Source organism: Paenibacillus faecis (genome assembly GCF_008084145.1).
GTDB lineage: Bacteria > Bacillota > Bacilli > Paenibacillales > Paenibacillaceae > Fontibacillus > Fontibacillus faecis.
Genome location: NZ_VSDO01000006.1, coordinates 487414 through 511491, shown reverse-complemented (window position 1 = coordinate 511491; position 24078 = coordinate 487414). Strand labels below are relative to the sequence as shown.

Here is a 24078-nt window from a genome sequence, read left to right as displayed (position 1 = left end):
CGGCCTTTTTTCATATAATCGAAAGCGTTGGCGTTGCATCGGACCTATTCTGTAATCCTAAGGGGGATTTTTTCGATTTGGAAAAAACAATAAAATACGGCGGTTGGTTCTCGAACGCGAAAAACGATATCCTTTCGGGATTAACGGTGGCCTTTGCGTTGATTCCGGAAGCGATCGCGTTTTCCATCCTGGCGGGCGTAAGTCCGATGGTCGGGCTGTACGCCTCGTTTTGTATCGCGGTTGTTATCTCCTTTGCCGGCGGGCGTCCGGGGATGATTTCCGCGGCCACAGGGGCGATGGCGCTGCTGATGGGGGGCCTGGTACGGGATCACGGGATAGAGTATCTGTTCGCCGCAACGATTCTGGCCGGGGTGCTGCAAATCATCATGGGCCAACTGAAGCTCGGGAAGTGGATTAGCTTTCTGCCGCATTCCGTGATGACCGGCTTTGTCAATGCGCTCGCCATTCTGATTTTTATGGCGCAGCTCACCCATTTTTCGGGTCAGGGATGGTTGATGTACGCGCTCGTAGCCTTGACGCTGGCGATCATTTATCTGTTCCCGCGGTTGACCAAAGCGGTTCCGTCCGCCCTGGTGGCGATTATCGTCGTATCCGTGCTCAGCATCTCGCTGAAGCTGGACGTTAAAACGGTCGGCGATATGGGGGAAATCACGAGCGCCTTGCCGGTCTTTCACCTGCCCGATGTCGTCATCTCCTGGGAGTTGATCAAGACGATCTTCCCGGTTTCCTTATCTCTTGCCGTAGTGGGCCTGCTTGAGTCGTTAATGACGGCGACGTTGATCGATGACATCACCGATACGGCCAGCGACAAGAATCGGGAGATGAAAGGCCAGGGGCTGGCCAACATCGTTACCGGATTTTTCGGCGGCATGGCCGGCTGCGCCATGATCGGACAGTCGATGGTCAACATGAAATCGGGAGGGCGTACCCGGCTGTCCACGCTGGTTTCGGGGGTGGGGCTGCTGTTTCTGATCCTCGTCCTTGGCGGGGTGGTCAAACAAATCCCGATGGCCGCATTGGTCGGCGTTATGTTTATGGTGTCGATCGGGACGTTTGAATGGGCTTCCTTACGGTCGCTCCACAAAATCCCCAAATCCGACGCCATCGTTATGATCGTCACGGTGGTAACCGTGGTGGCTACGGACAACTTGTCCATCGGCGTAGGCATCGGGGTTCTGATCAGCGCGCTGGTGTTTGCCCGGAAAATCGCCCAAATCCGCACGGTCACGGAGATGCGGGATGGCGTAAAAACCTACAGGGTCGCCGGGCAGATGTTCTTCGGCACCGTCACGCATTTTCTTCAGGAGTTTGACCCGGCGGGCGATCCCGACCGGATCGTCATCGACTTTTCAAAATCCCATGTGTGGGATCAATCGGCGGCGAATGCCATCTCCAAAGTGATGGGTAAATACCGGCAATTGAATAAAGAGGTGTCCATAACCGGAATGAATGAGGAAAGTATACGGCTTGTGGAACGCATCGGTCTGTCATAATAAAGGGAAAAAATATAGGGGCTGTCCATAAGATCCGTGGGATCTTCGGGCAGCCCCTTTTTCTGTAAAGATGTTCTGCGCTATAACATATGGAACCGCTCCAGTTGATCCCACAGTTGTTCCTGGAGCAGAATTTCACGCTGCTTCGGGCCGATCAGATCAAAATGGGGGAAGACGGACCGGCGATGGATATAATCCGGGTTCAACTCATGTTTCAGGCACCAGTCGCGCAATCGGGCGAGATCGGCACAGCCGACTTTGGTGACGGTTTTGGAACCGGGAAAGCGGGGGTCCAGCCAATAATGCGTCAAATAGGCGATTTCTCCCCGGGAGACGGCCTCCTTCCAAGCATTCAGTTCCTCTTTGTTCACTCCGAAAGCCATCGGCTCGTCTCCTTTCCAGCCTGGAGTGGTGGTAGCCTCTCCGGCTTTTAATCTAGGTTGGTCAAATTAAAGGGAATCTTCCCGTTAGTTTGTAGAATACGAAGATAAACTAGTTCTGACGAATTATTATACCATAAAGAGTTTGATTCCCGTTATTCTGGGCGTAGGGGAAAAAGCCCTTTTTTTCCTCGCATAATAATTGGCTGGCGATAGAAGCTAAGGAATGGTTTGAAAGGCCGAGGATTTGTTTTTACATGGATCAGGCTAACGAATAGGAGGCGTTTACATTGGCCGAGAGCCGGAAAGAGAAGCATAAGGGCGGAAATTTGAAGTGGTGGCAGCTTTCCCTGTTGGGCGTCGCTTCGACCATCGGAACGGGGTATTTCCTGGGGTCGGGGCTGGGGATCAGCATAGCGGGGCCCGCGATATTGATCGCCTTCGCGCTGGCCGCTCTGGGAACGTACACCGTGTTTGAGTCCCTGGCGAAGATGACGGCCAAGCATCCGGAAAAAGGGTCCTTCCGCTCCTATGCGAAACAGGCTTTCGGGCGGTGGGCCGGGTTTAGCAGCGGCTGGGTATACTGGTCGTCCGAATTGTTGATCATGGGCAGCCAGTTGACCGCGCTATCCCTTTTCTCCCGATTTTGGTTTCCGGGGGTGCCGATGTGGTTGTTCGCAACGGGATATGCGCTGCTCGGATTGCTGGTCATTTTTCTGGGGAACAAAGGCTTCGACTCGATCGAAAATGTGCTGTCCGTCATTAAAATTGCCGCCATTCTCCTGTTTCTGGGGATTGCCGGAGCCGCCTTGTTCGGCTGGATACCCGGCGGCGGAAACCCTGCTTTCCCGCGGACGCTCCGCGAATTTTTTCCCGCCGGAGCGATGGGGCTTTGGTCCGGATTTATTTTTGCTTTTTACGCCTTCGGGGGCATCGAGGTCATGGGGATGATGGCGTTTCGGTTGAAAGATCCGTCGGATGCCCCCAAAGCGGGGAAAATCATGCTGCTTCTGCTCATGACGGTCTATATCCTCTCTTTGTCCCTGGTGGTTACGCTGGTCTCCTGGAAAAGCATCGTGCCCAAAAAGAGCCCGTTCATCACGGCGCTCGGCGGGGTAGAGATGCCGTTCATCCCTCATTTGTTCAACGGCGTGCTGATCGTGGCCGGCTTTTCCACGATGGTAGCCTCGCTCTACGCCGTAACGACGATGCTGGTTACGCTGGCCGAGGACCGGGACGCTCCGCCGCTGTTCGCCAGAAAGGCCTTGAAAAAACGGCCGATGTACGCGATTGGCTTGACGGCGGTGGGACTCGCCGCGTCCATTGCCCTGTCGCTGGCGATGCCGGGGCGAATTTACGAGTATATCACAACCGCGGCAGGCCTGCTTTTGCTGTATAACTGGATGTTTATCCTGATTACCTCGGGCAAGTTGTTGAAGCTGACGGCCTTCGGCCAGGTCAAACGCTTTGGCGGTTTGGCGCTGATTCTGATCGCCGTTTCCGGAACACTGGCCCATGGCACAAGCAGCCCGGGATTTTGGGGAAGTCTGGGATTTATTTTGGTCATCGGGTCCGTCACGCTGTGGATGCAGTTTAAAGTTTGGAAGCGCAAGAAAACCTCGGTTCGCCGCCATCGGCGCAAGGCGATTTTAATCAGACGGCCCCGGCTTGAATAGACGGGAACGCGGGCTATAACCGCTCCAGCAGCAGAAGAAGAGCCTTATAACCGAAATAAAGCCCGAATCCGATCAGGGAGAGCCCCGAAAGGAACGAAATCCCCCGGATCATACGGTCGCTCAAGATTTTGCGGAAGACGCTTGCGAATCCGGCCATCGTCACATCCCAGAGCAGCACCCCCGCGATAATGGCGCAGCTGTTGACGATCAGATCGCGCGGTTCGGAGGTTGCGGCGGTCTGTGCCAGTACGGATCCGTAGATGCCGAGCCAAAACAGGATCGACAGGGGGTTGGAAATGGACATCATAAACCCCGACATGAAGGATTTCGTCAGCGGTTCGGTCCCCCGCGTTTCGTTTAAGCTAAGGGTTGACGCCTGCTTAATACTGTCGATCCCGGTGTACACAAGGATGAAGAAACCGAATAACCAGAGAAACGACTGCATAAAAGGAGTGTTCAAAAAGTGAATCACTCCGAAATAGACCAACAGCATGTAGATCATATCCGCGGCGATGGCGCCGAGCCCGACAAACCACGCGGGCAGGAAGCCGCCGCGGATGCCTTTGTCCAGTTGGGCTGCGTTCACCGGGCCAATCGGGGCGGACAGGGATAGGCCGAGAAAGATAAAACCAAGAATACTGTTCATGCCGCATACCTCCGAACTCGGAATATTTGTAACTTGTACATCTTATTCACGGACGCCCGCTTGTACGACTAAAAAAGCGGGCTTGATAAACTAATGGGTTTAGTTTAAAATAAAACTAAACCCATTAGTTTTCGTGAAAGGTGTTGATCATCATGAAATTAACGCGCCACGGCCATCTGGTTCAAGTGTCGTTTATGCCCCGGTTGTTTCCGGTTAACTGTTATCTTATCGAAGAAGGAGAGAGCTGCACGCTGATAGACGCGGCGCTCCCGTATAGCGCCGACGGCATTCTTCGCGCCGTCGCGGCCACAACGGGGAAACCGTTGACGAGGATCGTCCTGACCCATGCGCATGACGATCACGTCGGAGCGCTCGATGCGCTAAAAGCGAAACATCCCGAAATTCAGGTGTATATTTCGGCAAGGGATGCCCGGCTGCTGGAAGGCGATATCTCGCTGGATCCGGAGGAAGCGCAGACCCCGATTCGGGGCGGCGTTCCGAAGAAGATCAAGACCCGCGCGGACGTGCTGCTGAAGGACGGTGACCGGGTCGGGTCCCTGCAGGTGATCTCATCGCCGGGGCACACCCCCGGCTCGATTTCCCTGCTGGATACCCGCAGCGGCGCCCTGGTCGCGGGGGACGCCTTTCAAACGCGCGGCGGTATCGCGGTCAGCGGCATGCTTCGCCCCCTGTTTCCGTTTCCGGCGCTGGCGACGTGGAGCGCGGAAACGGCGCTGGCGAGCGCGCGGAAGCTGGCGGCTTTGAAGCCGGCGCTGCTGGCGGCCGGGCATGGGCGCATGATCGGCCATCCGGCGGACGCGATGCGGCGGGCGATCGAGCAAGCGGAGCGGAAGCTGGAAACGGCCGGAAAGGGGGCGGGACGCCATGTCGCCAAGAGCGGGGATTGATCCGGGCGCCGTTCTGCAGGCGGCCGTTGCGATTGCGGACAGCGAGGGGGCGGAGGCGGTGACCATCTCTTCCGTCGCCCAGCGCCTCGGCATCCGGCCGCCGTCCCTTTACAACCATGTGAGCGGGCTGGGCGAGCTGCGGGAGAGGATTGCCGTTTATGCGCTCGGCGAGCTGTACGATAGGATCGTCCGGGCCGCCTCGGGACTGACGGGAGAACGGGCGATCCGATCTTTTGCCGATGCCTATATTGGTTTTGCTCGGGAGCATCCCGGCTTGTACGACGTAGCCCAATTGGCGAAGGACCCAACCAACCGGGAGCTGGCCGAAGCCAGCGGCAAGGTTGTCGATTTCATCGTCGGCCTCCTTGGGGGATATTCCTTGACCAAGGAGGAGGCGCTGCATACGGTGCGCGGACTTCGGAGTCTGATCCACGGCTTCGCCTCCCTCGAACGGCAGCAAGGGTTCGGCTTGCCTTTGGATGTCCGCGAGAGCCTGCAATTCAGCCTTGCGCTTTTTTTGCAAGGTCTCTCGCAGAGAACTGGTTAAGATTTTGCAGATCGGGTAATTGGTAACCAAGAGGGAATTTAAGGCGGAAGAATAAACCCCGACGGGAGAGTTCCCGGCGGGGTGAATTTGCCCACGACCACGGTGGGCGACATTATGGTATACTTAAATTTTTTGTTTAGGAGAAAGGAAAAAAGGAGCACTAGGCTCCTTCAGACTCAATAACACGCGGGCACGTGTGAGTTTATCCACGACAGGGTGGATGACGTAATATTTAACGGTTCAAATCATTTGATACTATAGTAACCTGCCGTTAAAGTGATGTCAACCCCCTATAAGAAAAACTTCTATCGACTTACCTTCAATGGAAGGCAGAGCATCGTCCGTCTTAAATTCCAAAGGACCATTTCAGCCGGTTCTCCAACCGGTTGATATCTTCCTCATCCAAATTCCCCAGATGTTCTTTCAGGCGGACCTTGCTGACGGAGGTCGTTTCCTCCGTTTTGGCCGCGGAATCAAAAGCGAGGAAATCATATTTACTTTTAAAAAGAAAATAATGGCTCTGGAAGCGGGGGATCGGCTTTCCGTCCTTCGTGAGTACGGCTTCCCCCGTTTTGGGGACCGTGCGGACCTTCAGATTTTTGGTGAGCGGCACGACCAGGACATTGCCCGACGTGGAGTTGACCGTATTGTTCGATACGATGACCACCGGCCGTTCCTCGTTTTGTTCGCATCCGATGTTCTCCCCGAAATGACAAAAATGGACCGCTCCCCGAGTCATGTTCCGTTTCATCTGCGTCTTCTCGTGCTCGATCCAGTAGTGGGCCATTTCGATTTTGACGGGGAACCAATCGGTGAGCTGCTTTGTTTTTAGCCTTTTTGCCTGTTCAATCCGCGGATTGCGCGATTTGGGTTGTGGGGTATGTTCTCTGTATTCTTGTTCCCGTTCTCTGTTCATGGTTTTTCCTCCAAGCTGGCGGTAGTAAACATATATACCTTAGAATTACACGTTTTTACATAAAGATTAAACAGTGAGTTGACATTTTTTTTCACTCTGTGATACTTTAGGCTTGAAATCGAGGTGAAGCACTTATGGCCAAAAAGAAGAATAACACCAGTATGCCTTCGTCCGCGGCGGATAAACCGGCCACGCTGAAGGATTTGCTGGGGGCGGAGACGATTGCCAAGCTTAAGGAGCAGGCCGCGGAATTGAAGCAGAATGAAGATCGGAAGAAGGAAGAAGCCCGTGCGAAAGCCGAGGCGGCGCGCAAGGCGGAACAGAAACGTCTGGAGAACGATTTCGAGCATTTGCTGAACACGAGCAAGATGGATTGGCAAAAGTTTAAATAAAGCTTGAGTACCGGGAGAGGCCATGGTTGAAGCCCAGGCTCCTCCCGGTTTTTTGTAGTTCGAAATTACGGAAAAATGAAAGCGTTAACTCGTAAACTCTATCTTACGAAGTATAGAGAGGGCGCCAAAATGAAGAAATACATTCCTTTTACTTATAAAATGCTCGTGCCGTATCTGCTGCTTGTGTTAATCACGGACATGATTATCGGCTATATCGCCTTTACCATGCTGGTCCAGTCCCGGACCGAGATGGCGGAGACGAATATCCGAACGGGCATGGAGCAGGCCAGAAACAACATCCGGTACCAGATGGACGAAATCCAGCGGATGTCGGACACCCTCTTCGGTAGCCTTTCTTTTCAGCGGGCTCTGCAGGCCAAAGGGGAACCCTACGAGATTTATCTGGTCATGCTCGATGAAATCGTTCCGCAAATCACGGCTCCCCTTCAATTGTTCGGCAACGACATCCGGCTGATGCTGTACACGATGAACCGGGATCTCAACCTGGTGCCGGGCGACGATTTGGAGAAACCGATCAAGGGCAGCGATTATTATATCCTGCCGCTTGAAGAAGTGGAGGATAGCCCGTGGTATTCAGCCTACCGGGATTCCGGGGAGGACAATATCTGGCTGCAGATCGACACGGACCAACGCCTCGGCAATATATCCCATATCCGCCGGCTGGTGTCCTTCAGCGATTATAAGACCGTGATCGGCTATATTCGCATTACGGCCTCTCTTGACGATCTGTTCGGCAATTTCGCCACATTCCCGGTAGAGGAGGGAATTACGCTGCGGCTTGTCGATACCGCTCAGGGTGGCGGCGTCTTGTATCAACGCGGAGAAGCGGGGACCGACGGCGGGGGCGAGTTTTACTTGAGTCTTCAAGAGCCGATCCCGGGCACTTCCTTCAACATCGAAACCCTTGTCCCCAAAGCCTATCTGACCAAAGACACCAGCAAGCTGCAGCGATCGATCATCGCGGTTTGCGTATTGAGTTTCGCGGGGATGTCCGTCATCGGATCGGTGGTGGCGAGGATTTCGGGAAGACGAATGGCCCGGATCGTCCGGCTGGTCCGTTCGTTCCAGGAAGGGAACTTCCGTAAACGGATCGCTTTTTCGGGCAACGATGAATTCGTCCATATCGCCGACGCGTTTAACGTGATGGCCGGAAATATCCAGGAGCTGATCGATCGTGTCTATGTGCAGGGTCTGCAGCGGAAGCAGGCGGAGCTCGAAGCGCTCCAGGCGCAAATCCATCCGCATTTTTTGTACAATACGCTGTCGACGATCAGCAGCCTGGCCAATTTGGGCGAGACCCGGAAAGTGACCGACATGGTGCAGGGGTTGTCCCGGTTTTACAGGCTGACGCTGAATCAGGGCAAGGTGCTGACGCTGCTGAAGAACGAAGTGACCCAAGTGGAAACCTATCTCGATATTCAACGGGTAAAATATGCGAACCGGTTCGAGGTTTACGTGGACATAGAGGAAGATATTCTTACCGTGCCGGTGATCAAACTCATTCTTCAGCCGTTCGTGGAAAACGTCTTTAAGCATGCGTGGTTCGGGGAACATCTCTCCATTCGAATTACCGGCCGCAGGATCGCGGAGGGGATTGAGCTCAGAGTCATCGACAACGGGATCGGGATGCGGCCGGAGACGGTCAAGCGGTTGATGAGCTCCCCGTCCCAGAGCGGGGGATATGGCATCAAAAACGTGGACGAGCGGATCAAGCTCAGGTATGGCGGGGAATACGGCATCGCTATCGCGAGTATTTTCGGAGCCGGAACGACCGTGAGAATCCTTCTCCCGGACGACGAGCAGGGTGGAGAGCCCGAAGAAGGGGAAGGCGATCGGTGAAAAAGTATAGGTTTTCATTGAAAACGTTTATGTTCAGTTTGTCGGCCTTAAGCTATTCTCAAAAGCAACAGGCTATTTCGACCGGAGGGACGCTGACCTATGGATATTAATGTGTTGCTGGTGGATGACGAAGCGGTGGACCTGGAGTGGCTGCGCCGGCGGATCGCGGGAAGCGGGCTCCCGTTTCCCTTGCGCGTGGTCGGTACGGCAAACAGCGGATTCAACGCCCTTAAAATTCTGGAACAGGAGCGGGTGGACATCATCCTGTCCGATATTCGCATGCCGATTATGTCCGGCATGGAATTTGCCCGTCGCGCCAAGGAGATGAACGCGCTGGCCAAAATCGTGTTCATCAGCGGCCATGAGGATTTCGAGTACGCCCGGAAGGCGATCCAGCTGGGTGCCTCCGGCTATTTGTTGAAGCCCGTGGAAGACCGCGAGCTGTACGAAATGCTGCACTCGCTTTGCGAGGCGGTCGAGCGGGAGAGGGAGCAGAACCGGTCGGCCTCGGCCGTCTGGTCCGCCGTCGGGGAGGAATTGCTCCTGCGCTGGCTTAACGACCTGGCCTCCGGCTCGGTGGAGTCCCACGTCCTGGAGAACCTCCGTCCCTTGCTGCGGTTTGGAACGGTGGCCGCCCTGGCCGAGATTGACGACGTGGAATGGAAGACCAGCCAGTTGGACGACAAGGAGCGGCATGACCAAATCTATCGGTTGACCTCATTTATCCGCAATTATGTGGAAGACAACATGCTGGGGACGTTTTTTCGCAGCGAGCAGACGCGATGCCTGATTTTGTCGTCGATTCCGGAAGGGGAATTCACCGAACAATTGAACGGTTTGCTGGCCGCGGTCAACGCCCATTTTCCGTTAACGGTGACGGTCGGGGTCGGCAAGTCCGCGAGGGACGAGGTACAGCTGCGGGAATCCTACCGCCAGGCCGAAGCCGCGCTCCGCATCAAATGGCTGTTGGGCAAAAACCGCGTGATCGCCTGGAACGTCGTGGAATGGACTCCGGACGGTGAGCCGCAGCCCTTGCCAAATGTGGACGGTATTTTGGACAACATGCTGCGGGCCATTCTGGATTACGATCTGGTGGCCGTGGATGATTGTCTGGAGGAAGTCTTCGATCGGCGGCACGCGTCGCTTACGCGCAAAAACGAAGTGTACGACCTGATTTTGCGCCTTACGACGAAGCTGCATTCGGACCTGCGGCAGATGGGGGAGAACCTCTATGCAATTTTGAAGTGGGACGCCCATCAACCGGTCATTCTGTTTCAGTTCGAAACCGTTCAGGATATCAAATCCTGGCTGCGGCGGAGATTTTATGAGCTGTCCGAGCTGCTCTACGTGAAAAAGCAGCGGCAAAAACGCAAGCTGATCGAAGAGATCGTGCAGTATGTCGAGCGCCATATCGAGCAGAAGATCACGCTTAAAGAGGTGGCGGCTCACTTCGATTTTACGCCGAATTATCTCGGCTTCCTGTTCAAGGAAGAGACGGGGACCCATTTCAGCGATTTCTTGAACGAGCGGAGAATGGGGCGGACTTGCGAGCTTCTTAACGATCCCACTTTGCGGATCTATGAGATCGCCGAGCGCATGGGGTACAAGAACATTATTTATTTCAACAGGCAGTTCAAACAAATCATGCAGATGACGCCCGGAGAATACCGGAAAAAGAACAGGATTTAACCCGGAATCCATCCTTTTAATTTCCTGATCGTGGTAAAAGTATTAGTTTTAGTTGAGCCGCTGAATTATCGGTTGCGGACCCGCCCCCCTATAATTTAGACAGACACAACGAGAGGGGAGTCGAGGAGCCTGATGAAAGGACACGGCTTTTGGGGAGATGTAAAAAAATATAAAATACTGCTTCTCATGTTGGTTCCGGCCGTTCTGTTTTTCCTGCTGTTCGCCTATATCCCGATGGCGGGCATCGTGCTGGCCTTCAAGCAGTACAATTATGCCGGCGGAATTTTCGGCAGTCCCTGGAACGGACTGGACAATTTCCGCTTTTTTTTCGATTCGGGAGACGCCTGGCGGGTGACCCGGAATACGGCGCTCTACAATATCGCTTTTATCGTCGTCAACAACCTGCTGCAAATTTTCGCGGCGATCCTGCTTTTTGAAGTGGCGGGGAAATGGTTCCGGAAAATTACGCAAACCGTCATGTTTTTACCTTACTTTATCTCCTGGGTGGTCGTCGGCGCCATCGCCTACAACTTGTTTAACTTCGATGTGGGCACGGTCAATGTGCTGTTGAACAAGCTCGGCATGGAGTCGGTCGATATCTACAATACCGCGGCTTATTGGCCGGTGATTCTGGTGCTCGTGTCGGCCTGGAAGACGCTGGGCTACGGCACGATCATGTATTTGGCGGCGATTACAAGCATTGATACGGAGATGTATGAGGCCGCCGAAATCGACGGAGCCAACATCTTTCAGCGGATCCGGAAGATTACGATTCCGAATCTGATGCCGACGGTGATCATCCTAGTGCTGCTGGCGATCGGCAACATTTTCCGCGGCGATTTCGGGATGTTCTACAACATGGTTGGCAACAACGGACTTTTGTTCTCCTCCACCGATGTCATCGATACCTTCGTGTTCCGTTCCTTGATTACATCGAATGAAATCGGCATGTCGGCCGCCGCGGGCTTCTACCAGTCCATTCTCGGTTTTGCCACCATCATGCTGGCCAACTATGCCGTGCGCAAATACGACAGGGATCACGCCTTATTTTAAGCCATGGAGGTAGAGAACATGAACGCAACCGTATCGACAGCAGGCGGAACGGGGACGGATCTCCGGCCGGCCGCACGCAAAAACAGATCCAAAGACCGGCTGATTCTGGCCGTCATCGGTTATACCGCCTTGACCCTATTGGCGTTGTTTTGCATCTTTCCCTTTCTGCTGGTCGTATCATCTTCGCTGACCGAAGAAAGCGGCATTATCGAGAACGGATTTCAGTTGATACCGACCTCCTTTTCGACGGAGGCTTACCGTATTCTGTTCGAGTACCCGGCGGATATGCTGAAAGCGTATGCCGTGACCTTCACGGTAACGGCGCTGGGCACGTTTTTCGGACTGTTCTTGACTTCGATGACGGCCTACGTGTTGTCCCGAAAAGATTTCAAATGGCGAAATACGTTTTCTTTCTTCTTTTTCTTCACCACTTTGTTTAGCGGAGGGCTAGTCCCCTGGTATCTGCTGATCGTCAATTACCTGGAGCTTAAGGATACGCTGATCGTATTGATTCTGCCGATGCTGATGAACGTGTTTTATATCATTGTGATGAAATCGTTCATGGGCAGCATTCCCGAAGCGATCGTCGAATCCGCCAAAATCGACGGGGCGGGGGATTTCCAAATTTATGTCCGGTTTATTCTGCCGCTGTCCAAGCCCGCACTCGCCACGATCGGCCTGTTTATCGCATTGGCCTATTGGAACGACTGGTATAACGCGCTGCTCTTTATCTCCAACGAGGATCTGATGCCGCTGCAGTACTATTTGTACCGCCTGCTCGGCAATATGGACGGGATGCGCAAGGCGATGATGGCATCGGGGGCGGTGATCACCACGAATCTGCCGACGGAGTCTTTGAAAATGGCCATGACGATCGTGGCGACCGGGCCGATTTTGCTGGCTTATCCGTTTATCCAGCGCTATTTCGTCCAAGGGCTCACCATCGGTGCGGTAAAAGGATAAGGATGACCTCAGGGAAACCTGGTTGTCGATAGATTTCTGACTTTCTGACTTTATATTAGGGGGAACTTTAGTCATGAAACTAAAAAACAAGAGATTTACGTTTCTGTTGGCGATGGTTTTGGTCATATCCACCTTCCTGAGCGCTTGCGGGGATAAGGGGGGCGGCGGCGGCGCTTCGGGCAATGCCAACGGCGCGACGGGTACGAACTCCCAAGCTTCGGACGGGGCCGATCTGTCCAAGGAAGTGAAGCTCAAGATGCTTCTCGTAGGCGGCAAGCCGGCCGATTATGACGAAGTGTCCGGCGAGCTGAACAAGCTGCTGAAAGAGAAGATCAACGCCACGGTCGAAACGGAGTTTCTGGACTGGGCCGACTGGACGCAGAAATATCCGTTGAAGTTTGCCGCCAATGAAGACTTTGACCTTGTCTACACGGCCAACTGGGCTTTTTACAACGATCAGGCGCGTAAAGGCGGATTCCTGGAATTGACGGAGGATATGCTCAAAACCTACATGCCGAAAACATGGGAAGCCATGCCGCAAGTGTCCTGGGAGCAGGCCAAGGTGGACGGGAAACTGTACATGGTGCCCAACAACAACCAGGAAGTGACCGATAAAGTCGTGTTCATCCGCGAGGACCTGCGCAAGAAATACAACATGGAGCCGATCAACAGCCCGGAAACCTACGCGGCTTACGTAAAAACGGTCGGGGCCAACGAGAAGGGATTCAACGCGTTCGGCGCAAAGCCGGCCGACGGCTGGAAATGGCACGAGCTCGATCAGATTTTGCTGGAGCAGCAGAACGAGTGGAATCTGGTGGACTACAGCATCCCGCTCGCCTACAAGCTTGCGGACGAGAAAGGCCAGGTCTTCAATGTCTACGATACGCCGGAATTCAAACAGCTGATCGCTTACTATAAAGATCTTGCCGACAACAAGGCGTGGTCCAAAAATATCGTGAGCAATAAAAACGATGTATGGCAGGATATCAAAGCCGGCAAAACCGGTTCTTACGCCCACACCCTCGGAACGTTGGGGGCCAACCTCGCCGAGATGCGCCGCGATAAGCCGGAATTTGAAGGCGCTATTGTGGATTTGACGCCCGACAAGAAAAAGATAGGGGCTATTTCAACCCAAAACGGGATGGCGATCCATGCCACGTCCAAAAACGTGGAGCGCTCTTTGATGCTGCTGGATCTGCTGCAGAACGATAAGGAGATTCATGACCTCACCATGTACGGCATCGTCGGCAAGCATTACGAGCCGGTGGGCGACGACAAATACAAGGCGGGACCGAGCGCGGCCAACTATACCGGGTTCTCCAACTGGGGTTGGAACTCGCTGCTGAACCGGACGGATGCTTCTTATCCGGTGGAAGCGGACGAAATTTTGAAGGCGTGGCAGGAGAAGGTGTACCACTTCCCGCTCGAAACCTTTGTGTTTGACGACTCGAAGGTGAAGAATGAAGTCGCCAATGTGGGCAACGTTATGCTCCGCTACGCGATTCCGTTGGAATACGGACTCATCAACGATCTGGACAAAGGCCACGCGGAACTGATCAAGCAGTTGAAATCCGCCGGCATCGACAAAATTCAACAGGAACTGCAAAGCCAGATCGACGTCTTCCTGGCGGCACAGAAGTAGACAGCCGGGGAGAGGGCGGACCAAGGACCGCTGGGGCCGCGGGCTCCAGCGGTTTTTCCGCATTCCGGTTCGGACCGTGCCGGGGACGACTTCGGGCGGGACAGGGGAGGAACGCTTCCGGCGAACGGATTTTTTTGGAAGATGGGCGGGAGAACGGAGGCCTGATTTCAGGCAGCCGTGAGCCCCCCTGACCGTGCCGGGTCTGCGGTTGCGTGAAATTCCTGCAAATCTGCAGGAATTTAGCTGCTTGCGGTAGAGTATGAGCAAAAAAGATGCAAATCTGCAGGAAATTCTTGCTTTTTCCCTCAGTAGGGGGCCGTTTGAGCGCAAAGCCTGCAGATTTGCAGGAATTCCGGTTTTTCGGAACTTTCCGTCGGAAAAGCCTGCAGATTTGCAGGAATTTGATGCGCTCTACGAAATTTTGAGATTGAAGATAAATAGAAATCATGAACGGAGGATTATTCCATGACACATAAGTTCCCGCCCATTAGCGGCAAGCTCCCCGTCTTTATGCACGGGGCCGACTACAACCCCGAGCAGTGGCTGCACGATCCCGCGGTTCTGGAGGAAGATATCCGGCTGATGAAGCAGGCGGGCTGCAATGTCATGTCCGTCGGCATCTTTTCCTGGGCTGCCCTGGAGCCGGAGGAGGGAACCTTCAACTTCGGCTGGCTGGATCAAGTGTTGGACCGGTTGGCCGCGAACGGCATCTATGCTTGGCTCGCTACGCCGAGCGGGGCGCGTCCCGCTTGGATGTCCGAGAAGTACCCGGAAGTGCTGCGGGTAGAAGCCAACCGTCGCCGCAATTTGCACGGGATGCGGCATAACCACTGCTTCACCTCTCCCGTTTACCGCGAGAAGGTGACTATTATGAACGGGAAGCTCGCGGAGCGGTATTCTTCGCATCCGGCCGTCGTCGGCTGGCACGTCTCCAACGAATACGGCGGCGAGTGTCACTGCGATTATTGCCAGGAGGCGTTCCGCTCTTGGCTGAAGCGTAAATACGGTTCGCTGGATGCGCTGAATCGGGCATGGTGGACGACGTTCTGGAGCCATACGTACACGTCCTGGTCCCAGGTCGAATCGCCCGCCCCGCATGGGGAAATGATGGTCCATGGCCACAACCTGGATTGGCGGCGTTTCGTTTCCGATCAGACGATCGATTTCTACAAGCATGAGATCAAGCCGCTCAAGGCGGTTAATCCGGATTTGCCTTGCACCGTCAACATGATGGATTTGTTCTACGGCCTGGATTACCGCGAGTTCGCCAAGGCGGTGGACGTCGTTTCCTGGGACGCCTACCCGACCTGGCACGAGGCGGAGTCGGAGGTGGGGATCGCCTCCTGGTTTGCCTTTAACCACGATATCTTCCGCACGATCAAGAAGAAACCGTTCATGCTGATGGAGAGCACGCCGAGCCAGACCAACTGGCAGCTTGTCAGCAAGCTGAAGCGGCCGGGGATGCACCGCTTATCCTCGCTGCAGGCGGTGGCGCACGGATCCGATACCGTCCAGTATTTCCAGTGGCGGAAGAGCCGCGGATCCAGCGAGAAATTTCACGGCGCGGTCGTGGATCATGTCGGGCACGCGAATACCCGCGTATTCCGGGACGTCGCGGAACTCGGCCGCACCTTGTCGCAAATCACCGAGGTGCTGGGCACGAACGTGCCGGCGGAAGCGGCCGTCTTGTTCGACTGGGACAACCGCTGGGCGATCAATGACGCCCAGGGGCCCCGCAACGGCGGCTTGGGTTATGAGCAAACCGTTGTCCAGCATTACCGGGCGTTGTGGAAGCAGGGGGTTCCGACGGATGTTATCGGCTCCGGCGATGATTTCGCGCCATATAAACTAATCGTGCTTCCCATGGCATACCTGCTTCGCGAAGAAACCGGGAAGCGCCTGGACAAATTCGTTGAGGACGGAGGCACCTTGCTTGCCACGTATTGGACGGGCGTAGTCGATGAGCATGACCTTTGCTATCTGAATGGATTTCCGGGACCGCTTCGGCGGACGCTCGGCATTTGGGCGGAGGAGATCGACGGCCTTCACGACCATGATCGCAACGCCTTGGTGATGAATCCCGCAAATCGCCTGGAGTTTGAGGGAAGCTTTGAAATCCGTGAGCTCTGCGAAGTGATTCATACCGAGGGAGCGGAGGTGTTGGCGACGTACCGGGATGATTTTTACGCCGGAATGCCGGTGCTTACGCTAAATCAAAAGGGAGCGGGGCAGGCTTATTATTTGGCGGCACGCGTCCGGGAGGAAGGGTTCTACGATTCGCTGTACGGCCGACTCATCTCCGAAGCCGGGGTTCGCCGGGCTTTGGATGCCGAGCTGCCGGAGGGCGTAACCGCGCAACTCCGTTCGGACGGAGAAAGCGACTACGTATTTCTTTTGAACTTTTCCGGCAAACCGGCGCAGGTCCGCTTGGATGACCGGGCATACACCGACTTGGAGACCGGGGAAGTTAAGACGGGCAGGGTCGAGCTCCCGCTTCACGGTTCGATCATTCTGAAACGGAGCTCGCAGTATAAGTAATATTCTTAATGAAGAGTCGGCATAGTGTCGGCTCTTTACTATAATTAGGCTGGGGCGGCGAGCTCTGCCATTTTCCCTAGCAGCCCAGGTTAGCGGCCATTTGAGGCGCTATTTTGTCGAAATCGTCCTTTCCGTGTGAAATAGCGGTCCTTTGGGGCCTTATTTTTGGGAAAAGCGGGCCGCAACCTGATTTTGGGAGCCCAACCAGATAAATAAGGCCCCTTTTGGCCGCTATTTTACCCGCGAAAGCGAATTTGGCCGAAATAACGGCCCAAAACGCCGCTATTATGACGGGCGGCAAGAGAGATTGCGGATCGGCAGCACCATGTCGGGTTTAATGCAACGCCAGTGCGCTTTTTCCCAAAATAAGTCCTTAAAACGCCGCTACTGTTGGCCGATGAGCTTAATTCGACAAAATCGCGCCTTAAAACACCCTTATTCCCCTGTACGGATCGCAAGCGAGCTACGTAGCCGGCTTTCCAGAGAGGCTGGCCGCACAGAATTACTTAAATCATCTTTCATTCAAGGAAGAAGATCGTATGCTTACGGAAATAAACCTTTGATCACGCTCGGAATGCTTGTCATTCTGTTGGCGGCCTGCTATAAACACCTCGCCGTACGTAAAGTGCTGCTCCTGATCCTGACCGGGATGGTCGCGGCGCCGTTCGGAACCTACTTGCTCCTATACATATCGGAGACTTGGTTAAAAATCATTGCCGGGGCGCTGATCCTCCTGTTCGCCGCGATCATGCTGCTGGGGCGCTCGTTTCCCGTCCGCAGCGAGAAGCTGCGGTTCGTAACGGCCGACCTGGCCAGCGGGCTGCTGAACGGAAGCGTCTCGATGAGCGGGCCGCCGAATGAATGAGCTTTTTTTCAGGAAAACGGTGCTGATTCTAATCATCATTTTCGGGCTGTGGACCATACTAACGGGGATCGTTTTAAGCGTCGGTTGACATGGTTTTTCCCGCTGTGATACTTTAGGCATGAATCGAACAACCGGGGTGAAGATTTGAAAGATATCTTATTATGGGTTGGGCTTTTTCTGATTATCGTCATATTGGGTTGGCTCAATCAGAAGCAGAGGCTGTCCGGTAAAGTAAAGGCCGCGTATGCGCAGCTTCGGGCTTTAAACGCGCGAACCCGGGAAGATTGTTCCTCGGATGAGGATCTCGCCTTATGGGAAGCGAATCTTCAGGAACTCGAGAAGCACCCTAACGAGTATAATAAGCTTGACGAGGAGATCCGGCTCCGGGAGGCTTTCGTCTTGTATCTGGAGCGGCATTATCCGGAAGATATCCGTTTGGAGAAGCTCCGGGAGGCGGCGGCTTTTCAAAAGGATTCGGTCTGGGGGATGAAGATCAAACGCTGACTTTGACACGGGGCTCGCCCCATGCTAAGCTGGGGGCTGATCTGAATGGACGGGAAAATTTAGTATGCGAAGGTGGATGAAGGGCTCACTCATGAGTAAATTTAAAAGCGATTATATGATTACTATGGATGATATCGTTCGGGAGGGCGACCCGATTTTGCGCGTGGTGACGGAGCCGGTAAGCGTTCCGCCGACGGAGGAGGATCGGGAGGAAATGGCGGCGATGCTGCTTTTCCTCAAAAACAGCCAGGACCCGGAAATCAGCAAGAAATACAAGCTCCGGGCCGGGGTTGGCCTCTCGGCTAACCAAATCGGCTTAAACAAGCGGATGTTTGCCGCCTTGCTCACGGACGATCAGGGGAATGACCGGGAGATCGCCTTGTATAACCCCAAAATCGTCAGCCACTCGGCGGCGATGATCTATCTGCCGGAGAGCGAAGGCTGCCTGTCGGTGGACCGGGTGGTCCAGGGCTTCGTGCCCCGTTACGAGAAGGTGCAGATTAAAGCCTACGACGGCGAAGGCAAGGAGTTAAAGCTTCGGTTCAAAGGCTTCGACGCCATCGTCATGCAGCATGAAATCGATCACCTGAACGGAATTATGTTCTACGATCGGATTAACAAGGAGCACCCTTTCAAGCTTCCCGAGGGCGTACAAATCACCAGCCTATATTAAAAGCGGAGGTACTATTTTATGACGACACAATCAGTATTAAGCCGGATCGACCATACGCTGCTCAAAGCCGATGCGGGCAAAGAAGCGATCCTCAAGCTGGCCGCCGAAGCGAAGGAGCACCGTTTTGCTTCCGTATGCGTCAATCCGTACTGGGTGAAGACGGCCGCGGAGGCGTTGAAGGACACTCCGGAGGTTAAGGTGTGCACGGTGATCGGATTTCCGCTGGGCGCGTCGGCTTCCGAGGTCAAGGCTTTTGAAACGGCTCAAGCGATTCGCGACGGAGCGACGGAAGTGGACATGGTCATCAATATCGGAGCGCTGAAAGACGGGGACGACGAAGCCGTGGTCCGCGACATGGTTGCGGTGGTGGAGAGCGCTGCCGGCAAGGCGCTGGTGAAGGTGATTCTGGAAACCTGTCTGCTCACGGAAAAAGAGATCGAACGGGCTTGCAAGCTGGCCGTGTCGGCCGGCGCGGATTTCGTGAAGACCTCGACGGGCTTCTCCACCGGCGGAGCTACCATTGAGGCGGTCGAGCTGATGGCGAAGACGGTAGGCCCCGGCATCGGCGTCAAGGCCTCGGGCGGCGTGCGAAGCTTGGCCGATGCGGAGGCGATGCTCGCGGCGGGAGCGACCCGGCTCGGAACGAGCGCGGGCGTTGCGATCGCGCAGGGGCTGAGCAGCCGCACGGATTATTAAAAATACGATGTAAACAGGCTGTCCTTAACGGGCAGCCTGTTTTATTTGGGGCTTTAGCCAGTTGAGCTCGCGAAGCGTGCGAAACAAAAAACCACGTGCTATGCGGGTGGTGCAGTGATGCTTATATTCCAAAAACCATCTGATTGGGGTCGTTATCATAAGAGTGTTCAAGCTACGATGTATAACGAAAGGAAAAGGGTGGCTTAATAGCTAATCGAAGTGATATGTCACATCCAAAGAGGCGCCTAGAGTGCTTCCAAGCTTCCAACTCCAAAAAGATGCAAATCTGCAGGTATTTAAGCCGATTCCCGAGGGAATGCGAAAAAAGATGCAAATCTGCAGGCATTTCCAGCGATTTTAGAGAAACGAGCCGGTTTCGTCGAAAATTCCTGCAGATTTGCAGGTATTTAGAAATTTTGAGTCCAAACAGGAAAAAAGCATGCAGATATGCAGGAATTTTATGTTATCAAGGTTGTCTGACGGGGTACTAGTAATAATCGCACCCCTTCAGGGGTAGGCAAAAGCGGCAGCGGCATAATAGCTTGAACGTAGTGAAAGCTAGCGCCTTTAGATGCAAGCCGGTAATAAAGGCTTATAGCCTTAGAGCACCACCCGTTCAAACGGGTCGTTTTGATTTTGGCGGGTAATGCCATCCTTCGGAACCTTAACGCTTGATGCATAATGCATAATGCAGCCGTTGCCGGGGGATGGTTTTTTGTAATATTTCCAGTTTGATTTTTTAATCGTCGCACGAACTTTTTTGTCAGCCTTCCCGTTACAGGTACAGATACGATCCGCGCGGAGTATTGAATTTGGTTGGAAATGAGGATTTTTTATGATAGAAATTAAACACTTATCCAAAAAATACCGGAGAGGCGGCTTGGCCCTAAACGATGTCACGCTGACGCTTCACGAAGGGATGGTGGGCTTGCTCGGCCCGAACGGAGCGGGAAAATCGTCGCTGATGCGGATTCTGGCCACGCTGGTGGAGCCCACCTCGGGCGAGGCGTCAATCAACGGGATCCCGCTGCGGAAAGCGGAAGATATCCGCAAAATCATCGGCTACTTGCCCCAACAGTTTCAGGTCTACCCGCAGTTGACGGGTAGCGAGTATCTGGACTACGTGGGCGCGATGAAAGGGATGAACGACCCGAAACAGCGTAAACGGGAGATCGGGCGTCTGCTGGAGGAGGTCAATCTTCAGGATAAAGCCGGGAAACGGGTAAAGACTTACTCAGGGGGCATGAAGCGCCGTCTCGGCATCGCCCAAGCCTTGCTCGGATCGCCGCAGGTGCTCATCGTCGACGAACCTACGGCCGGGCTCGACCCGGAGGAGCGTGTCCGTTTCCGCAATCTGTTGACCCGGTTCAGCTTGGGGCGGATCGTGCTGCTCTCTACCCACATCGTAGCCGATATCGAGAGCAACTGCCGGCAGATCGCCGTCCTTGACCGGGGGCGGGTCAGAATGTCCGGGGAGTTGACGGAGCTTCAGGAATTCGGCCGGGGCAAGGTTTGGGAGGAAGTGGTCAGCGAGGAGCAATTCGCAAGACTCGACCCCATGTCGATCGTCTCCACCCGCCGGACAGAGAATGGACTGCGCTGCCGGATCATCGGGGAGACCCCTCCGGCGGGGTCCGGCGCCGTTCAGGTTCGCCCGTCCCTGGAGGATGGTTACCTGGCGCTGCTGCGGAGCGGTCGAAAGGAAGGGGCTTACAGCTATGAGTAAGTGGTGGAGGCAATTTGTTTTTGAATTGGCCATGCTCTTCCGCAATCCCTGGCTGCTTGCTCTTCCTGTGTTTTTCGCCCTGTTTAACGGATTGGCGCTCGGTCGGGTTTCTCCTGAGCAAAATTTGTTTCAAGAAGCTTACAACATGCACGCGTTAATTCAAACCATGACGTTGGGACTGGTCGTGTTTCTCGGCATATTGAGTGTCCGCAGGGATATCCGCCGGCCCTCTTATGAATGGAGCTCCGCGCTTCCGGTTTCCTACGGAACTAAAGTTTCCGCCAAATATTTAGCCGGCGTGCTCTATTGCTCCCTTTTTACGCTCGTGGCCGCGGGCCTATACGCCTGGTTTTCGGGAAGTCAGGGCGTGCTTCCGGAAATTACCCGCGAGTATACAGTCTTTTTTGCCATGACCTATGAGGTGTCCTACCTGGTTACCTTCGCCTTGGCCATGCTGCTGGCGATTGCGATTCCGAATCGGGTCGTCTATCTCATCGGCTTTTGTGCCTGGATGTTCGGCACCTTCTTTATGGATATCTTTCTGATCGATAAAGCCGGCCTAAATCTGTTGCGGACTTTTCATTTGAACCGACTGCTTACTATGGAGGGAGCGCCGCATGACGCTTGGGGGTTTGATGTCCTTGGGAATGAGCTGTTTTATTCCCGTATGTTTGTGTTCTCCTTTACGCTCCTGCTGCTGGCGGTCGGCGTAACGGTGCTGGACCGGATACGCCCGACCAAACACAAGCTGGCGGTATGGACGGCCGGAGGGCTCGCTCTGCTGCTGGCGGTCGGCGCGTTTGTCCCTTACGGGCTGATCTGGAAAGAACGGTACGACGGTTACCGGGCGAAACTGGCCGATCCGGGACTGGAAATGATGGGAGAGGACTCTCCAGAAGGGAAAAAGACGGATATGTTTGTCATCGAAGACTACGATATCACCCTGAAAAAACGGAAGGGGGATTTTCTGGATCTACGGGCAGTCCTCAATATTCCGGCTGGGGAGTTGAGCGGACGGAACGAGATACATCTGACGTTAAACCGGAGCTTTCAGGTCAAGGAGGCCAAGATAAACGGCGACCCCGCCTCTTTCACCCATAATGGCGAGCGGCTGGCGATTCAGCTCCCCAAGGCCGGGGATGTCGCGCTTAAAGTTGAGGTCGCCTACGGCGGAACCTTGTTCGATTATGCCCCGGGCTTCCAGGGGCAAGGCTCCGTCTATGCTTTTAGCAAAGGAATGAGCTTGTTTCTTCCGGGTTATATCGCCTGGTATCCGCTGCCCGGCTATCAATCCATTTACGTAAAGACACAGCACGACTCCGGCATTGAATTGGGCTCTCGATTGCTGGTTCAGGGAAACACCTCTTTGAAACTGAAGGCGGAAGGCTTTGCTTATCCGTTATATACGAGCATTCCGGAAACGAAACGGCAGGAAGGGACACAGATATTTGAGGGACAAATCAGGGATGGGCTAAGCCTGTTTGGCGGGACTTTTACAGAACTGACCAAACCGGGTTTTCCGGGGAAGGTGATGACATCCCCCTATGATCAGCGTTTCGGGAATCTAGTGCTGCAACGCTGGCAGGACATGTACGGGTATTTCGCCGGCTGGGTGGACCATTTTAATCCCCGCTTGACTCAACTGCTGTATCTGCCGAATTACAGTTATATTACTTACAGCGTGGAGAACCAGGCCTATATTATGTCGAACAATTCCTATCCCGAATATTTGGCCAAAATCGTGATGAACGAAATGCTGCTGGGCAGTCGGCGGGACGAGGATCCGAACCTCCAGGTTGAAGAGGACATCCGGCTCCAGCTTCGCGCTCTGATGTGGTATGTTTACTTTTACGAAGAGGAGGGTTACAGCACTCAGGATTTGACCCTAGGCCAAGCGGACAGCAATCTGCTTTACGAACTTTATTCCAATGAGAAGGAGCGCGATCCGAATAGGTTGAATTTGCGCATGATGAATCAGGTGGGCAAGGCTTTGGACGAAGGGAAGCTCGAGCAGGTGAAGCGAGTGCTGAATATTTTTTATGACCGGGGGCTGGAAATCCGGAATTCGGACGGCAAAGACAGCAGTGAGGATCGCAAAATTCCTTATTCCGAGTGGGAACAGGTATGGAAGCGGGTGATGGGCCAATGAAGACGGCTTTGGAACAACTCCGCCGGGGCCTTTCTTTTGACTTCAAGCTGCAAAAGCAGCCTGTTGCCGGACTGGTCGTCCTGATATTTCTGCTGTACCTGATCGGCATTCTGAGCGGCGATCCGAACCGGCCAAGAATGGTATATTACTTTTCCGAGATGGGCATGTTTCCCCTCGTTATCATGATGACCCTCGTGATGTTCCAACGGGAACTCGGAGGAGGGGGGATGGAAATGATAGCCACTTATCCGGTATCTCTTCACTTGATCGCCTTGCGGAAGTGGCTGCTCGCCTTAGGGTACGCCTCCGTATTGAATGTAGGGTGGATGCTCGTTTACTTGGCGAAGTTCGGAGAAATCAAGACTTTGATGTATCCCTGGTCCGGGGGAGAAGGGGTCAAGGTGAGCACGGGAATTCCCGCACTTATGCTGCAGAATTTGCCTGCGTTCATGCTGCTGTCTTCCCTGACCCTGGCTGGCATGCTTATTTTCCGAAAAACTTATGGCGGACTTGTATCCGGTTTTTCGATCTGGGTTTTAGATACGATCAGCAGGGGCGATCTATTGAAGGGATTCACGCTATATGCCGAGTTTCTTCCCGTGGACGGCACCTTTGTGGCCAATCGTCTTGTTCTGCTGGCGGGTGCCGGGGGATTGCTGGGATTCTCGCTATGGCTGATCGGGAAAAGGGATCGCTGGATTGTTGAGGAAGAAGAATAAACGGAAGAAGACGGGAATTCAA

General features: G+C 54.2%; 21 protein-coding genes. 18 read left to right on the top strand and 3 right to left on the bottom strand.

Going from position 1 to position 24078, the window contains the following annotated elements:
* Positions 1–77: 77 nt before the first annotated feature.
* Positions 78–1514: a SulP family inorganic anion transporter gene (locus FRY98_RS27515; protein WP_211373377.1), complete on the top strand. Its 1437-nt coding sequence runs from the start codon at positions 78–80 to the stop codon at positions 1512–1514.
* Between the two features lie 80 nt (positions 1515–1594).
* Here FRY98_RS27515 and FRY98_RS27510 read toward each other — a convergent pair whose 3' ends face one another.
* Positions 1595–1897, bottom strand: coding sequence for a hypothetical protein (locus tag FRY98_RS27510; RefSeq protein WP_148457894.1), 303 nt, complete (start codon positions 1895–1897; stop codon positions 1595–1597).
* A gap of 287 nt (positions 1898–2184) precedes the next feature.
* On the opposite strand from FRY98_RS27510, the gene FRY98_RS27505 reads away from it, so the two are divergent.
* The gene (locus FRY98_RS27505; protein ID WP_148457893.1) at positions 2185–3570 is read left to right on the top strand and encodes an amino acid permease; all 1386 of its coding nucleotides are present in this window, start codon (positions 2185–2187) and stop codon (positions 3568–3570) included.
* Between the two features lie 13 nt (positions 3571–3583).
* Here the strand turns inward: FRY98_RS27505 and FRY98_RS27500 are convergent, their stop codons facing one another.
* Complete coding sequence (locus FRY98_RS27500) at positions 3584–4216, bottom strand: LysE family translocator (protein ID WP_148457892.1); 633 nt, start codon at positions 4214–4216, stop codon at positions 3584–3586.
* A gap of 152 nt (positions 4217–4368) precedes the next feature.
* Here FRY98_RS27500 and FRY98_RS27495 point away from each other — a divergent pair, with 152 nt between their 5' ends.
* Both FRY98_RS27495 and FRY98_RS27490 read left to right on the top strand, forming a co-directional pair.
* Positions 4369–5124 (top strand): MBL fold metallo-hydrolase, encoded by a 756-nt coding sequence (locus FRY98_RS27495; RefSeq protein ID WP_148457891.1) that lies wholly within the window; start codon positions 4369–4371, stop codon positions 5122–5124.
* On the top strand, positions 5102–5671 hold the full coding sequence (locus FRY98_RS27490) for a TetR/AcrR family transcriptional regulator (protein ID WP_148457890.1): 570 nt from the start codon (positions 5102–5104) through the stop codon (positions 5669–5671). Before FRY98_RS27495 ends, FRY98_RS27490 begins: the two co-directional genes overlap by 23 nt.
* Positions 5672–6017: 346 nt before the next feature.
* Here the strand turns inward: FRY98_RS27490 and FRY98_RS27485 are convergent, their stop codons facing one another.
* Positions 6018–6587, bottom strand: coding sequence for a type II toxin-antitoxin system PemK/MazF family toxin (locus tag FRY98_RS27485; protein WP_148457889.1), 570 nt, complete (start codon positions 6585–6587; stop codon positions 6018–6020).
* Positions 6588–6721: 134 nt separating this feature from the next.
* Here FRY98_RS27485 and FRY98_RS27480 point away from each other — a divergent pair, with 134 nt between their 5' ends.
* The 14 genes from FRY98_RS27480 to FRY98_RS27415 all read left to right on the top strand — a co-directional run bounded on the left by FRY98_RS27480 (position 6722) and on the right by FRY98_RS27415 (position 24056).
* Positions 6722–6979 carry a YqkE family protein gene (locus FRY98_RS27480; RefSeq protein ID WP_148457888.1) on the top strand — a complete coding sequence of 86 codons (258 nt, stop codon included), beginning with the start codon at positions 6722–6724 and terminating at the stop codon, positions 6977–6979.
* 129 nt (positions 6980–7108) lie between these two features.
* The gene (locus tag FRY98_RS27475) at positions 7109–8839 is read left to right on the top strand and encodes a sensor histidine kinase (protein ID WP_148457887.1); all 1731 of its coding nucleotides are present in this window, start codon (positions 7109–7111) and stop codon (positions 8837–8839) included.
* A 99-nt stretch (positions 8840–8938) separates the two neighbouring features.
* A complete protein-coding gene (locus FRY98_RS27470; RefSeq protein ID WP_148457886.1) occupies positions 8939–10528 on the top strand; it encodes a response regulator in 1590 nt (529 codons plus the stop codon).
* A gap of 132 nt (positions 10529–10660) precedes the next feature.
* Positions 10661–11581 (top strand): ABC transporter permease, encoded by a 921-nt coding sequence (locus FRY98_RS27465; protein ID WP_148457885.1) that lies wholly within the window; start codon positions 10661–10663, stop codon positions 11579–11581.
* Positions 11582–11599: 18 nt separating this feature from the next.
* Entirely contained in the window at positions 11600–12544 is a 945-nt protein-coding gene (locus tag FRY98_RS27460) for a carbohydrate ABC transporter permease (RefSeq protein WP_148457884.1), read from the top strand.
* Positions 12545–12617: 73 nt separating this feature from the next.
* Positions 12618–14186, top strand: coding sequence for an extracellular solute-binding protein (locus FRY98_RS27455; protein WP_148457883.1), 1569 nt, complete (start codon positions 12618–12620; stop codon positions 14184–14186).
* 465 nt (positions 14187–14651) lie between these two features.
* Positions 14652–16724: a beta-galactosidase gene (locus FRY98_RS27450; RefSeq protein ID WP_148457882.1), complete on the top strand. Its 2073-nt coding sequence runs from the start codon at positions 14652–14654 to the stop codon at positions 16722–16724.
* A gap of 559 nt (positions 16725–17283) precedes the next feature.
* Positions 17284–17589 (top strand): TSUP family transporter, encoded by a 306-nt coding sequence (locus tag FRY98_RS28630; RefSeq protein ID WP_170287205.1) that lies wholly within the window; start codon positions 17284–17286, stop codon positions 17587–17589.
* A gap of 144 nt (positions 17590–17733) precedes the next feature.
* Entirely contained in the window at positions 17734–18093 is a 360-nt protein-coding gene (locus FRY98_RS27440; protein WP_148457880.1) for a hypothetical protein, read from the top strand.
* Between the two features lie 91 nt (positions 18094–18184).
* Positions 18185–18766: a peptide deformylase gene (gene def / locus FRY98_RS27435; protein WP_148457879.1), complete on the top strand. Its 582-nt coding sequence runs from the start codon at positions 18185–18187 to the stop codon at positions 18764–18766.
* A gap of 18 nt (positions 18767–18784) precedes the next feature.
* Positions 18785–19462: a deoxyribose-phosphate aldolase gene (gene deoC, locus FRY98_RS27430; protein ID WP_148457878.1), complete on the top strand. Its 678-nt coding sequence runs from the start codon at positions 18785–18787 to the stop codon at positions 19460–19462.
* Positions 19463–20297: 835 nt separating this feature from the next.
* A complete protein-coding gene (locus FRY98_RS27425) occupies positions 20298–21188 on the top strand; it encodes an ABC transporter ATP-binding protein (protein WP_148457877.1) in 891 nt (296 codons plus the stop codon).
* On the top strand, positions 21181–23337 hold the full coding sequence (locus tag FRY98_RS27420; protein WP_148457876.1) for an ABC transporter permease: 2157 nt from the start codon (positions 21181–21183) through the stop codon (positions 23335–23337). Before FRY98_RS27425 ends, FRY98_RS27420 begins: the two co-directional genes overlap by 8 nt.
* Positions 23334–24056, top strand: a complete 723-nt coding sequence (locus tag FRY98_RS27415; RefSeq protein WP_148457875.1) for a hypothetical protein — start codon at positions 23334–23336, stop codon at positions 24054–24056. The genes FRY98_RS27420 and FRY98_RS27415 overlap by 4 nt, the downstream gene beginning before the upstream one ends.
* The last annotated feature ends 22 nt before the right edge of the window (positions 24057–24078 follow it).